This window comes from Nostoc sp. FACHB-280, from assembly GCF_014697615.1.
In the GTDB taxonomy this organism is placed as follows: Bacteria; Cyanobacteriota; Cyanobacteriia; order Cyanobacteriales; family Nostocaceae; genus Nostoc_B.
Map to the genome: position 1 here is coordinate 1 of NZ_JACJSD010000055.1, position 14,303 is coordinate 14,303.

The 14,303-nt window shown below is 39.9% G+C and carries 13 protein-coding genes; 6 read left to right on the forward strand and 7 right to left on the reverse strand.

Going from position 1 to position 14,303, the window contains the following annotated elements:
• Positions 1 to 126: 126 nt before the first annotated feature.
• Positions 127 to 483 (forward strand): Spx/MgsR family RNA polymerase-binding regulatory protein, encoded by a 357-nt coding sequence (locus H6G75_RS27900; protein ID WP_190983154.1) that lies wholly within the window; start codon positions 127 to 129, stop codon positions 481 to 483.
• Between the two features lie 95 nt (positions 484 to 578).
• On the opposite strand, the gene H6G75_RS27905 is transcribed toward H6G75_RS27900, so the two are convergent.
• From H6G75_RS27905 to H6G75_RS27930, 6 genes are all read right to left on the reverse strand, one after another.
• Positions 579 to 1,907, reverse strand: a complete 1,329-nt coding sequence (locus H6G75_RS27905; RefSeq protein WP_190983155.1) for a serpin family protein — start codon at positions 1,905 to 1,907, stop codon at positions 579 to 581.
• A gap of 275 nt (positions 1,908 to 2,182) precedes the next feature.
• Positions 2,183 to 4,027: a lipopolysaccharide assembly protein LapB gene (locus H6G75_RS27910; protein ID WP_190983156.1), complete on the reverse strand. Its 1,845-nt coding sequence runs from the start codon at positions 4,025 to 4,027 to the stop codon at positions 2,183 to 2,185.
• Positions 4,028 to 4,306: 279 nt separating this feature from the next.
• The gene (locus H6G75_RS27915) at positions 4,307 to 4,927 is read right to left on the reverse strand and encodes a hypothetical protein (RefSeq protein ID WP_190983157.1); all 621 of its coding nucleotides are present in this window, start codon (positions 4,925 to 4,927) and stop codon (positions 4,307 to 4,309) included.
• A 136-nt stretch (positions 4,928 to 5,063) separates the two neighbouring features.
• Positions 5,064 to 6,623 carry an Hsp70 family protein gene (locus tag H6G75_RS27920; protein WP_190983158.1) on the reverse strand — a complete coding sequence of 520 codons (1,560 nt, stop codon included), beginning with the start codon at positions 6,621 to 6,623 and terminating at the stop codon, positions 5,064 to 5,066.
• Positions 6,624 to 6,695: 72 nt separating this feature from the next.
• Complete coding sequence (locus H6G75_RS27925; protein WP_190983159.1) at positions 6,696 to 7,328, reverse strand: hypothetical protein; 633 nt, start codon at positions 7,326 to 7,328, stop codon at positions 6,696 to 6,698.
• An 11-nt stretch (positions 7,329 to 7,339) separates the two neighbouring features.
• Complete coding sequence (locus H6G75_RS27930; protein ID WP_190983160.1) at positions 7,340 to 7,552, reverse strand: DUF2997 domain-containing protein; 213 nt, start codon at positions 7,550 to 7,552, stop codon at positions 7,340 to 7,342.
• Between the two features lie 303 nt (positions 7,553 to 7,855).
• Here H6G75_RS27930 and H6G75_RS27935 point away from each other — a divergent pair, with 303 nt between their 5' ends.
• Both H6G75_RS27935 and H6G75_RS27940 read left to right on the forward strand, forming a co-directional pair.
• Entirely contained in the window at positions 7,856 to 9,112 is a 1,257-nt protein-coding gene (locus H6G75_RS27935) for an STM4015 family protein (RefSeq protein WP_190983161.1), read from the forward strand.
• A 31-nt stretch (positions 9,113 to 9,143) separates the two neighbouring features.
• Entirely contained in the window at positions 9,144 to 10,352 is a 1,209-nt protein-coding gene (locus H6G75_RS27940) for an STM4014 family protein (RefSeq protein ID WP_190983190.1), read from the forward strand.
• Here the strand turns inward: H6G75_RS27940 and H6G75_RS27945 are convergent.
• Complete coding sequence (locus H6G75_RS27945; protein WP_190983162.1) at positions 10,331 to 10,717, reverse strand: four helix bundle protein; 387 nt, start codon at positions 10,715 to 10,717, stop codon at positions 10,331 to 10,333. The two genes, H6G75_RS27940 and H6G75_RS27945, sit on opposite strands and share 22 nt — an antisense overlap.
• A 180-nt stretch (positions 10,718 to 10,897) precedes the next feature.
• On the opposite strand from H6G75_RS27945, the gene H6G75_RS27950 reads away from it, so the two are divergent.
• The 3 genes from H6G75_RS27950 to H6G75_RS27960 all read left to right on the forward strand — a co-directional run bounded on the left by H6G75_RS27950 (position 10,898) and on the right by H6G75_RS27960 (position 14,248).
• Positions 10,898 to 11,689 carry an STM4013/SEN3800 family hydrolase gene (locus tag H6G75_RS27950; RefSeq protein ID WP_242051663.1) on the forward strand — a complete coding sequence of 264 codons (792 nt, stop codon included), beginning with the start codon at positions 10,898 to 10,900 and terminating at the stop codon, positions 11,687 to 11,689.
• 100 nt (positions 11,690 to 11,789) lie between these two features.
• The gene (locus H6G75_RS27955; RefSeq protein WP_190983164.1) at positions 11,790 to 13,181 is read left to right on the forward strand and encodes an STM4012 family radical SAM protein; all 1,392 of its coding nucleotides are present in this window, start codon (positions 11,790 to 11,792) and stop codon (positions 13,179 to 13,181) included.
• Between the two features lie 20 nt (positions 13,182 to 13,201).
• Positions 13,202 to 14,248, forward strand: coding sequence for an ankyrin repeat domain-containing protein (locus H6G75_RS27960; protein WP_190983165.1), 1,047 nt, complete (start codon positions 13,202 to 13,204; stop codon positions 14,246 to 14,248).
• Positions 14,249 to 14,303 lie beyond the last annotated feature (55 nt).

The following is a 14,303-nucleotide window of genomic DNA, read 5'->3' on the forward strand; positions in this document are numbered from 1 at the left end:
TCCAGTTTTAAGGCTTTTTGTAGTTTCTCTATTTGCTGAGAAGTTAAATGATTTTTTGCTGGCATTATTCCTTTTTTTTACTTAATTCAGCTTTCTATTATACACAATTTAAATGCTGAACAGCTTATGTCTATTCAAGTCTATGGCATCCCCAACTGCGGTACCTGCAAAAAAGCTCTAACTTGGCTGCAAAACAACCAAATTGACTATGAGTTCATCAATACCAAAGAGACTCCGCCCACCCGTGAACAAATCGAAAACTGGGTAAAGTCTCTGGGTTCTGCTCCGATGCGAAATACCTCTGGGCAATCTTACCGCGCTTTAGGCGAACAAAAAAAGACTTGGAGTGAACAACAATGGATTGACGCATTTACACTTGATGCTATGTTGCTCAAACGTCCGTTGTTCGTTAAAGATGGAGTAGCCGTATTGACTGGTTTTAGAGATGAGACATTGGTGCGAGAAAAATTAAATTTGAGTTGAATATTCGTCTTATCTGCCTTGTCTCCCTTGTCTTCCTTGCCCACAAAAATTGTCAAGGTATGGGTTTAAAGATTTTGAACATCTATACCCTTCTTTCAGGTTGGTTCAAAAATTGAACCCATAAACAAAATGCTACCTGTTTGATTATCTCGAATGGCACAGAAGAAGGGACGGTCAACAATCATCCGGAATGGTTCTGGTTTTTCTCTCAAGGATGTGGCTACAATTCCCACTGATGTCGCCGCAGCCGCTTCTGTGCCTTCTTCATTGACTTCTACAAAAGTTTTATGTTTTACCTGGCTAATAGCTAAATTTTCCCCTATTCCAGAAAAGTTAGCTTGTTTACTAAAAGCTTCCTGCATACCTAAAGCTTTTAGTGCATCGTTGAGTGTCACTTCGTAGTCGGTTTTAAACTTGGGTAGGCGAATAAAACCTTCTTGGCTATGGAATTGTGTTAACCATTTTTCCCAGTTCTGGGCATTTAGGTTTTGATAAAAAGATTTGAGATTCGAGTTTTGTTTTGGCAGAAAGATATAAAAGCTGACTTTGCCGTCTTTGCCATAAGGTAAACTTACGGCTTGAAATTGCTCATTTTCATAATATTTATATTCCCCTGTTTGAGACATCATCGGGTGTAGTTTCTGCTGCCCTGATGCGCTGTAAAAAGGATGTTCAGCAGTTTGATTTTTATCAAACTTTTCACTCCATTGTCCTTTAAAGTAAATAGCATTAATTAAAAACAGAACTTGATTGGGTTCGATTTGGTCAACTATTTTGTTGATTTTGCCTTTGGTATTATCGTTCACCCAGTTATTAATGCTGTTTAAGGCAGATGCAGATTTAAAGTCTAAATTAGCGACCTTGGCTTTGTAAAATTCTTGGTTTCTTAGCAAGAAATCTGGACGCAAATTTACATCTTTATTTACCCAAAGTGAGTTAGCAATATTTAACTGCACATTAGCGTCGGGATTTTCTAAACTACTTTTTAAAGCAGCATAATTAGAGTTAATTGCTGGTAGACTCATGCCTTGTAATTCTAGTGTTTTCGCCATTGCCTGTTGGGTAGAACCACTAGCACCGTTGTAGGTCATAGCTAAGGCGATCGCTAAACTAGTTGGTGAAATAAAAATGTTCTTTTCGCTACTTTCTGCTTGCAAAATTTCCGCAAATAGCTTGAAGCCAAATTTGTTATTAGCATTTACTAATTTAGTATCAGCTTTGACAGTTTTTTTTTGCGATGGTAATTCTGGTTGAGGCATTTTAGAGTCGGCAAGAGCATCACTATTACTATTCACTTGAGAACAACCAAGTACACCCAGCAAAACTACACTTGCAGCAGCTAGAACATAGCGTCTTCCTAGACTAGCAGCGTAACGTCTTTGTAGAAAGCTTGCTTTCATCCCGCTTAACTTTTGCCGATTCATTCTTCCACCTCACTTACCAGAGATTAATTAAGATTGATGCTCAAGGCGTTAATGATTTACTATTGCATTAATTCAAGCATCATCCTGTGATGGTTACAGTTTTTGTAACGGCAATTAAAAGTAAGTAGTGAATCGAGAATGATACCCAGTTGTAGAAACGTTGTCAGGACTTATACATCAAGATTTTCTAGGGAAATTTGGTGTAGGGGTATCAGGGTTTTGGATACATACACCTCTACATCCTTGATTTTTTGTCTTATTGTCTCAGTTTTAAATTACATATCTTGCTGATATGCCGTTAATAATGCAGGGATATGATCATAACCATCAACACCAATAATTGCCATGATTTTAGAACGGTGTTGTTGTAATAAATTTTGGAATACTTCTTTGCCGATTTGTCCTTGTAAAATTGTTAATAAACCTGCTGGTTGTTTCCATTCGCTAGAAGCAATTTGCTCTAAAAGATACATGCCTAAACTACCAGTGTAAATGGCTTTTTCGGCATTTTGTAATTGATAATAGGCTTCCGCTAAGTATGCTAAATTTCGACCTTGAAGATACAAATCTCCCGCAGTTTGGGCTGTTTTAAAACCATCTTCTAAATATTTAATTGCGGTTTGGGCTTGGCCAATTACAAGATAAGCAATGCCTAAACTGCTTAAACACAAAGCTTTACTTTGGATATCTCCTAATCTTTCTAATAACTTTAAACCTTGTTCTAAATAATTAATTGGCATCTCATAAGTTTCGGGTTCAGCTTGTTCTAGTTGTTGCGCCTGCATAACTTCGCTGTAGCCGAGAGTTACCAAAGCGTTGGCTTCACCTGTACGATCGCCTGCTTGCCGACTCAAGATTAAGGCGCGTTGGCTATAATTAATTGCCTCGCCATAATCTTGTTCCTGCACATAAGTCCGGCTGAGGTGGTTGAGGTTGGCAATTTCACAGGGGCGATCGCCTGCATTTCTGGATATATCTAATGCTTGCAAGTGAAAGTTAATCGAACGTTGATATTGTCCTAAAGCTCGTTGCGAATAACCCAAAAGTGTCAAAATCCTGGCTTTTTCTTGAGTTCCTTCGACTTGGCGCAACGGTTCATCTAAATAATCTAAGGCATTTCTTAAATAACTCCCCGAAAAGGAAGCAAATATCCCGCCGTAAAGGGGAAAATAAGGACGTTGGGCAAAGTTTCGCAGAATTTGTAACATCATTTGCGAACCTGCATTACCAAATCTCGCCGCAGTATTACCAAAACCACTGGCTAACTGACTCCAAATCACCGCAAAGGTCAAATAAGTCGAAATTGATAATTTTGAGCCTGCTTGCACATTATATGGTTGTTGGTCAAACCAATTGACTAAACCACGTTGCAAATACTGTAATATCAACGCTAATTCTACCCAGTCACTCAGGGTAACATTGCTTTGCTGTTGGGCAAATTCAATTGCAGATTGTTCTAAAGCTAAAGTCCTAAAAAATGCTTGGGGAAACTCACTGTTAACTTTCTTTGCCCAAGTTCCCCAAGGGCCGTTTTCTCCTGGTACACCGCCAAATCCCAAGTCTCGATTTTGTTCGTACATCCAACTAATCAAGTTGTCTTGGAGTCTTTGCCAAGAGGCTAAACCACGGGTAATCCCTTGTGATATTTGGTCAATATCAGGATCTAATTGAGCAAATTGCTGTAAACCTTTGGCTAACTGCTGTAATTGGGATGAATTGAGTGGTTGTTTTTGATTGGGATCTGTGAAACGCAACAATGTAGCGAGGCGTTCATCGGCGGCAGCTGTGGTAATTTCTCGCACTGCTGTGGCGATCGCTTCTATGGCTTTGTTTTGTTCTGCGTAACGTTGCCATTGATTTTGAATTGTCTTAATTGCCCGGAGACTGCGGTTAGCCTTGGCTTTTTTGAGTTCATCCTGTTCGCTATCCACCTGATTTTGGATGGTGGTGGAGCGATCGCTCAATGCTAACTCAAAGATTTCCCCTGTCCCCGATGTTATACCTTTTTGCAACATCTGGTACACCATCTCCACCGAGCTAACTTTGCCCTGGAGGGTGAGTTGAACAATTTCGTCAATTAAAGCGAGGTAGCGATCGCGCAATGGCAGAGAGTCGGACACTTTAGCTTTGGGAGAACGTCACGTCAATTCTTATTTTAGTGTGAAGACAAGGAAGGAAAACTTTCATTGGGTGAAAAGTTGGCTGATCAGGTTTCTAGCAAATATCGCTGAGGCTTCTAAAATTGAATTTCACGAACCGCCAAGGCGTAGAGAAGCCAGTGCAGTGGGCAGGTAGGTTCCCAGACTTGAAGCAACTGGCGCGGTGCAGAGAGGAAATTATTTGAGTTTGGCGATCGCAATTTTTATTCAACTTCTTTTTCTGGAAAAGCACGAATTTTATCAAACGCTACTACTTGATTCTAAAATTCCTACCAAAATCTTCATTAAATCTGGCAAATCATCGGGAATGCGATACAGCGAAATATCCTGAAAAATCTGCTGCTTTGTTTTTTCTAAACGACCAAAACGCCAAGCATCACCAATTGTTACTGCACCATAAAAAATATCACCTTCTTCTACTTCAGAAATAGCAATTAACTCTACTGCCATCTGCGTAAAGCCTCTGGTTAAGTCATCATTTTTTGCTTCAACTACCAATAAACTTAGATTGCTTTTTAGGAAATAATCTAAATTCCCCTTTAACCAGTTGTTTACTGTCAATGAATACTCAATCCGGATTTGACATTGACAATAACGAGCAACTTCCAGCAATGTAGGTGCTACAAGTGTTTCACGTCGTGCTGTCTCGCTGCTCAAGCTAACTAGTGGTAAAGATTCATCAATTCGCTGTTGTAATTCTGGCAAGCGTTCTAAATTGCGATCGCTACGTGGTAACTCCATTCGTGTTTTTAGCAAACTATAACCCAATTCCGCTAAAATTTCGTCTGCTTCATAAGGCATTTCAAAATAGGAGCGAAATGTGTAAGATTGCCCTTCTTGCAAAAGATGAGGACGAGTCATAATTTTTTGTTTGCAGCTACACATTAAATTACTATTCAATTTTAGCGTTTTAAGTAGCTATAGTAATCCTAAATGAGTCTTGAAAAACATAGATATGGAAACGAACCGCCAAGACGCAGAGGGCGCAGAGAGAAGATTATTTGAGTTTAGCGATCGCACCCTTTTCCACTAACATTTTACCTGTCAATAAATCCTTAACTGTTACTACTAATACCCGTTGTTCGTTGACTTCAAATTGTGCTTGGATTCTGTCGATTCCGGTTTGTCCTGGTGGTTCAAGATAAGCAACGCATACTTGTTGATGATGAGTTTCTAAAGAACGATAGCTATCTTGTTTGATTAAGTGGCTACTCGTCATTCGGCCTTGTTCATCATAAGCAACTTCCGCTTGGGAAACTTCGGCAACTTCACCGATGTCAAGGCGAATTTCTCGCTGTCCTTCAATAGCTACTTGCAATGTTAAAGCTTCAGAACGCGCCCCTGGATATTTTGCTCCTTTTTCAATTAAGGTGAAATAAGAATAAGTTTTACTGTGGGGTTCCCAAAGGCGAATCGCGTAACTGTGGCGGAGATAATCATCAATGGCTGTCATTTCGCTTAATGCTAATGCGCCATGTGCGACAGCTTCAAAGGGTTTATCTAACTTGACTTTTTGTCTACCAAAATAGGAAATTACTAATTGTTGAATGGCGGGGATTTGACAAGTACCGCCGACGAGTAACACTTGTTCTATAGATGATTTACTGATACCTTTAGCAAGTGCGATCGCTAATACTTCATCGATGGCTTGTCTTAACTGTTCTAATAATTGTTGATTTTCTAAAATTTCGCCTAAATCGTCCCGATGTAACTGCAATTCATGGGACATAAAATTTTCATCATCAAACCAAGCTTCCTTGGCTAAATCTGTTGTGGAAAGTTGAATTTTTACCCTCTCTGCCACTTCCAATAAATTCATAAAACCGATTTCCCCGACTTCCTCGCGAGAAGAACCGATTTTGTGTAAATAATGTTCTACAATCCAAGTATCAATATCGACACCGCCAATAAAAGCATCTGATTTGGCGAGAACTTCAGCGCGTATTGCTTGCTGTTCGGCTGCAACACTCACAGTCCGCACTAAACTTAAATCCAGAGTTCCGCCACCAAAATCCACTACCAAAACCACACTACCAGGACGCTTGACGGCATAACCAAGGGCGGCGGCTGTTGATTCATCCACAATTTGCACTGTGGGCATATTGAGTTTATCGCCCAAGTCCCGAAACCAGTCAAGATACCTTTCAAATGCACCCACAGGAACGGTAAAGATAACGTGACTTGGCTGCAATTGCTGTTCAACTTGCTGCCAAATCTCCTTCAAAAACAATTCTGAAATAATCTCTGCACTATAACTATTACCATCCAACAGTCGCGGAGGCGGTACAAAATCTGCCGCTAAATCCCGTTTAAAAGCACGAAAACAGCGTTCTGGCTGGGCAAACCCCAAGCGTTTAGCGCGTACCCCTTCACCAAACAAAATGCTATTTTGTCCCTCAACAAACACCAAACTTGGTACAACACTTACCTGTTCCGTCCCCACCTCAAACCGCCGCGACATCCCCTCAAATCGCAAAGTCCGCGGCCTTTGGGTAATCAAATCCGTGGTACAAACAACAGTATTACTCGTACCAAAGTCAATTATTACTGTAGTCATTAGTTATTAGTCATTGGTCATTGTTACAGACTTATCCCCCTCGTCCCCCTCGTCCCCCTTGTCCCCCTCACTTCACCTCCCCCCCGGCAAAGTCCGACTCACCTTAGCAGGGCAAAGAATTCTCCCTTGATGCTGATAGCCGACAAATCGGATGTAAACCAATTCACCTTCGGTAATATCAGCTTTGTCTGGTTGATGAAGTTGGGAGTTATAAGGTACTTGTTCCCAAGGTTTACCAATGAGTTCGTAGCCCCATTTACCAAGGAGGTTATCTAGAGGGGTAAACATAGAAAGCAGATTTTTTGCAGGTAATTCGGGTTTCACACTCACCATTTGATGAATGCTGGGATAGTTGGTTAGTAATGTCTGCAATTGTTCAAAGGTAGTAACGCGCAGTTCTTCGGTGAGTTGAAGTTGCTGCTGTTGCAATTCTTGATGCAGTCGCAAGCCTTCTTGGTGTAGTGCTTCTTTTTCAGCAGTAATTTGGGCTACTTTTTGGGCTAATTCTGAGTATTTTTCTTGCCAGGTGAGGATTTCAGCTTCTAGGAGTTGAATTTGAGATTGCTTGTTGATCTGCAAGATTTTCGCACTGTTGATAACTCTAATTATCAACAATGGGGAACAAATTGCGATCGCCATCACAACCAAGCTTTCTACAGAAAACATTCCGATATCTTGGATATCTGATAAGATATCTGCAATCATTTCCGCCCCTCCTATTTTTGCTTGAGAGACTGTTGTTCTGTTCCTGTAACGTTTTCTTCTCCTTCGTAATATTCAGGAAGCAGTTCTTGGCTTTCTACTTCTCCTAAAGCACCCTCAATTCCCGATGTTGCATTGGTACAACTTACACCAGAACCATTAATCACTGTCTCCGTAATTTTGCCGTCTTTACCAATGCGATACTCAATTTTTTGATACTCAGTCATAACTCAAGTATTGATATTTTCTAGGTTTTACAGCACTACGCAGCTACTTCGTTGTATCACTTTTGCCAGTAAACGGCAATCGTTAACCAGCACAAGCACAAATCAATTATACTAAAACAAATGTACTACTTTAAATAAGATTGCACAATTCTCAAGAACAGTATGTCCAGCATATAAATGTATAGGCAGAACAAAGCAATGGAGATTGAATACATACACCCTTAAACCCCTACACCCTTACACCCAGTTCTAATAGACAAACTTTGTATACAAACCCTAAAAAAACTCAACAGGTGAAGCAAGATGACTAACAATCAAAATCAACCCCAGGATTATGATGCTGTATTAGGAGGACAATCACCACCGCCTATAGATGGGGTTGTGCTGGGAGGAATTGAGGGAATTAAGCGTTGTTTATCAAATCCTGTGGTGAATGTGCGAATAGCAGCACTTAGCGAAGCCTTGAAATATGGTGACGCTGGGTTGGATGTTTTAATTCAAGGTTTGCAAGATGAATCAAGATTAGTAGAACGTTTTGCTTATCGACTATTAAAGCCAAGAACAGAATCGCAAGTCAAACAAGCTTTGCAAACATATAAACCTTGGAAATTAGAAGAAAGATTGACTCGGTATCTAGGATGTCATACCACTCAATTTGCTAATCGGCAAGTGATAGAATTCAATGCAAATATAGGTATTGTTGAACCTGTTAATCAAGCTTATGCTATACGATGTTCCTATGATGACTATGAAGAGGATTTAGCAGATAAACTTAGTAAACTTGCTCAAGCACCCAACGCCGAAAAGTTGGAAGCTTTAGTATTAGGTTTATGGACAGACACTTATGAAAATAATGCAAGTTTAATTATCCAAGCTTTAGTTAATGTCAAGCAATATTTCCCCAACCTCAAGGCTATTTTTCTGGGCGATATTCTGAGTGAAGAATGTGAAATTTCCTGGATTCAACAAAGTGATATTAGTCCTATTTTACAAGCATATCCCCAACTCGAAATTTTACAAGTTCGTGGCGGTGAAGGTTTACAATTCAGCCCACCAATCAAACACGATAATCTCAAAGCATTAATTGTAGAAACTGGGGGGTTAAGTCGGGATACCGTCGCACAGATTTGTAATTTAAATCTGCCAGCATTAGAACATTTAGAATTATGGTTTGGCTGTGAAGATTATGGCGGAACCTGTTGGGTTGAAGATATACACCCAATTATTTTTGCTGACAAGTTTCCCAACTTAACTTATTTAGGATTATGTAATAGTCAATTTAGTGATGAAATAGCCAGTGCTATTGTGAGTTCCCCAATTCTTAACTCTATCAGCGTCCTTGACCTTTCACTGGGAACTTTGAGTGATGCAGGTGCGGAAGAATTACTGAATTGTGAGGCGATTAATTATCTAGATATTCTCAACGTCTCGGACAACTTTTTATCTGAGGAAATGATTGAGAAATTATCAAATTTGGATGTGCGTGTCATAGCAACTGATCAGAAAGCAGAAGAGGATGATAGTTACATTCACAGCCGCTATTGTTCTGTGGCTGAGTAATTTATTAAGGGTGCATTGTATATATCAGAAAATGCTAAACTTTATCCTCATCGCTAACCCTGAAAATCGCCGTGTCGGTTTCCTCCAACAAGCACTAACTCATTTCAACTTACCACCAGCCACGGTAGTAGATTACGCCGATTTAATTTCCGGTAAACAAAACCTCGCACAATTCAACGCACCCAACACCATTATCCGCTTCGATTCTCCTGAGAAAAACTTTGATATTGATAAAGCCATCATCGCCGCAGGTTTCAATGTATCAGATAACGGACAACATCAACGCATCAGTCCCGGCGAAGCTATGGAATTAGAATTCGATAAAGGACGCATCCTCTACCCGCGACAGTGGTATTTAGGCTGGCGATATCTCCTGCAAAAATGGGAATCTCAACTTACTCCCCTCCAGGGTGAGTTTATGAACCATCCCCAAGACATTGCAGTGATGTTTGACAAACCAGCTTGTCACGAAAGATTCAGCCGTAACCATATCCCCGTTCCTCATTCTCTTGGAAAAATTCACAATTACGAACACTTGCGCGAACAAATGCAAACCCAAGGAATAGAACGAGTATTCGTCAAACTTTCCCACGGTTCCGCCGCGTCTGGAGTTGTTGCTTATCGTGTAAATTCCCGTTTTGAATCAGCTATTACCACTGTCGAAAGAGTGCGAGAAAATGGCGAAACTCTACTTTACAACTCCCGGAAAATTAGTCACTATACTCGACATGAAGAAATCGCCGATATCATCAATATCTTAACAGCAGAAGGCATACAAGTTGAAGAATGGCTACCCAAAGCACATTTACAAGGATGCGGTTTTGATGTGCGTGTGGTGGTGATTAATGGTGAAGCGCAACATATAGTTGTTCGCCTTGCTAAAAGTCCGATGACAAATTTACATTTAGGAAATGAACGGGGAGATACAGAGGAGTTTTTAGCAAAAATTGGTGTTGAGAATTGGGAGATGATGAAGCAAACTTGTGAACAAGCAGCAGCGTTATTTCCTAATAGTTTATATTGCGGAGTTGATTTACTAATTTTACCAGATTGGAAAACTCACGCGATTTTAGAGATTAATGCTTTTGGCGATTTATTACCTGGTATTTTGTGGAATGGAATGGATACTTATACGAGTGAAGTTAAGGCGATTTTGGGAAGGGACAAGGGGGACAAGGGGGACAAGGGAGACAAGGTGGACAAGGTAGACAAGGGGGATTATTCGCCGATAATCCATTGATTTGGATTGTTGATCATTTTGACTAAGCCTTTAAGGACTTGATTGTAGGTTTTATATAATTCTCTACCTTGCTGAATATCTATGTAGGAACATTTAACAGCAAATTTAATCCATACTTGAGTTTCCGCAGCTTCCGCCTCACAATCACTAAGTTTAGCAATAAAAGCAGCTTTATATCTTCGTTTTCTCCAAGCCTCTGCTAAATTAGCACAAACAGAACGAGATGAACGACGAATCTGATCTGTTAACGAATATTTTTCTTCTCGCGGGAATTTTTGCGACATCTCAAAAATTGTCATTGCTGTTTCAAACGCTAACTGAAATACAACCAAATCTTCATGACTATAAAATGACTTTTGATTCACAAATCAAACACCCTTTACTCTCTCCTCTTATATTTCCCACTTTTTTCTTGATTTCTCACCCCCTTGTCTCTTCTGTCTACCTTGTCCCCCTTGTCTACCTTGTCTACCTTGTCTACCTTGTCTCCCCTGTCTCCCTTGTCCCCCTTCCCTTGTCTCCCTCATCCCCCAACTATGTTCAATATGAATGAAATCGTGGGAACTCACGACATCTTATTTATCACTCTAGACACACTGCGTTATGACGTAGCTAAAAAGTTATTTCTTGAAAAACGGACTCCTAATTTAGCAAAAGTTCTACCCAAAACGGGTTGGGAAGAACGACATTCACCAGGAAATTTCACTTATGCGGCGCATCATGCTTTTTTCGCTGGCTTTTTACCTACTCCGATAACACCAGGAATTCACCCCCGAATTTTTGCTTTAGGATTTGAAGGAAGTACCACCACAACTGATAAAACTTGTGTGTTAGATGGTTCAAATATTGTTAGCGGATTAGCTGCAAAGGGATATCATACAGTTTGCATTGGTGGTGTAGGTTTTTTCAACAAACGCAATCCTTTAGGTAATGTATTTCCTTCGATGTTTGCTGAAAGTTACTGGAGTCCAGAATTAGGTGTTACTCACCCCAAATCTACAGAAAATCAAATAAATCTGGCGCGAGAGATTTTAGAAAAAACGCCAAATCATCAACGCCTATTTTTATTTATAAATATTTCCGCTTTGCATCAGCCAAATTATTTTTACCTTCCTAATCCAAAGGATAAAATCGACACCATTGAATCTCACGCCGCAGCTTTGGAATATGTAGATAGTCAATTAGCAAAACTCTGGAATATTATACGCCAAAGACATTCTACATTTTGCATTCTCTGTTCTGACCACGGGACAACTTATGGTGAAGATGGTTACACTGGACATCGACTCAGCCATCCCGTTGTTTGGACTGTTCCATATACAGAGTTTATTTTATGAAAACCTCACGCAAAGGCTCATACTTCGACTTCGCTCAGTAACCGGAGGTGCAAAGAATTTCTCTGTGTCTCTGCGTGAAACTTTATTCTCTTTAAATCCTATGTTAACCATCCAAAATCTAAAATCTAAAATTTCTCAGTCTCCCTATCAAGCATACGTTTATTCTTACCCCCACAAAACAGCTTATCGTCCTTTAACGCCGCCGATATATCTCCCCGAACTTTGGACGCAGCAAGATAGACAAGCCTTATTTCTTTATATACATATACCGTTTTGTGAAATGCGTTGTGGTTTCTGCAATTTGTTTACCACAGTCAGCCACAATGAAGATTTTATCAGTCAATATGTCCGCACATTACAGCGACAGGCGCAACGGATGAAAGCGGTGTTGGGTGATGCGTCATTTGCGAGGTTCGCTATTGGTGGGGGAACTCCGACTCAGTTAACCATTCAGCATCTTGCAACTGTTCTTGATATTGCTGAAAATACGATGGGTGCAAAGTTACAGGAAATTCCGATTTCTGTGGAAGTTTCACCAGAAACCGCAACTGAAGAAAAGTTAAAGTTGTTGCGATCGCACTCCGTTGACCGTGTTAGTATTGGTGTCCAAAGTTTCATTGAGTCGGAAGTCTTAGCAACCCAGCGTCGTCAATCTAATACTCAAGTAGAAGCCGCATTGACAAGAATAAAACAAGCTGGATTTCCCACTTTGAATATTGACCTGATTTACGGTTTACCCGGTCAAACCGTCAATACTTGGTTGCAATCAATACATAGTGCTTTGCGCTTTCAACCAGAGGAAATTTATCTATATCCCTTGTATGTACGGCCGTTAACAGCTTTGGGACGCACAGATAAAGAATGGGACGACATTCGTTTAGCTTGTTACCGCCAAGGGCGATCGCTCCTGTTATCTCAAGGGTATACTCAAGTATCGATGCGGATGTTTCGACAAGGGGGACAAGGGGGACAAGGTAGCAATTTTTCTCCCTTGTCTCCCCCCTCTCCCTTGTCTCCCCCCTCTCCCCTGTCTCCCTCATCTCCCGTCTACTGCTGTCAAGCCGACGGTATGATTGGTTTAGGTTGCGGCGCACGTTCTTACACCAATACTCTGCACTATTCTAATGAGTATGCGGTGGGTGCAAAGGGAATCAGCGAGATTTTGCAAGCATATATTCAAACAGCCGATGAGTTATTTGAATACGCGCACTATGGTTTTCAACTAGATGCAGAAGAACAACGTCGGCGATATATTTTATTATCTTTACTTTCTGATGAAGGATTAAATTTCGTTAATTATCGCCAGGAATTTGCTAGTGAAGTAGACGCTGATTTTCCCGAACTTTCAGAATTGCTAATTTTAAATTTGGCGATAAAAGATGAAGATAGTTTTCACTTAACTGAATTTGGTATTGAACGTTCTGATACTATCGGCGCGTGGTTGTTTTCTGAAAAAGTTCAGGAATTAATGCAAGGTTATGAGTTGAAATAGTAGATTCTTAAATTATCTATATGTTGGCAATTGTGATGAGTGGAGAAGACTTGAGTGATAAATATTTCTATTGGTGGTGTTACTTTGCAATTACTTGGTTAATGCTGGGTGTGCTATTAGAGATTTTAGCAGATTCTCGTGGACGCATACACTACGCAGCAGAAAAAGGAGATGTTGAAAAAATTAAAAAGCTGTTAGATAAGGGTGTAGATCCGAATTTCCGTAAAATGATTAATAGTCCCACACCAATTTATTATGCGGCTGCACAAGGACACAGAGAAATTGTAGAAATTTTAATTAGATATGGTGCGGATGTTAATCTAGGAATTGAAGAAGATGATACTTTTAATCCTCTTCTAGCTGCAACAATTAACCAGCATCACGATGTCATAGAAGCACTAATACAGCATGGTGCAATAGTGGGAGTTCATTTAGCGGCTTTTTATGGAGATATAGATACAATCAGAGCCTACTTATCTCAAGGAGGTAACATTCACAAAAGATGTAATTCGGGTTTATCATTACTCCATTTAGCATCACTTAATGGACAAAGAGATACTGTAGAATTTTTAATAGAAAATAATGCAGATCATAATGTTAAAGATAGCAAGGGTGAAACTCCATTACGTAAGGCTGTAAAGAGAGATCACTGTTCTGTAGTGGAATTCATGATTGATAGAGGCAAAGATTTTCTCAATGCTGACGAAAAAATAGCCTTGCTACATTATGCAGCATCTGATAACAGTACAGAAGTTGCAAAATTTTTGGTATTAATAGGTGAAGATGTAAATACACAAATAAATACAGGAACTCCTTTGCATCATGCGGCTGCAAACAACAGTAGAGAAGTTGCAGAACTTTTGATATCAAATGGTGCAGAAATGGATATTTTAGATAGGTCTTTCGGACAAGCACCATTGCATAGAGCAATTGAATGGGGAAATTTAGAAGTAGTAGAGTTACTCGCTACTAATGGAGCAAATATCAATAAAATATCTCGTTCAGGTGAATCTCCTCTTCACATTGCATTAAACAAATATAACAATTCTATTTTTAATAATAAATGACGTAATTTGTATAAAGAAATTATCAATACACTCCAGGAATATGGAGCAATAGACT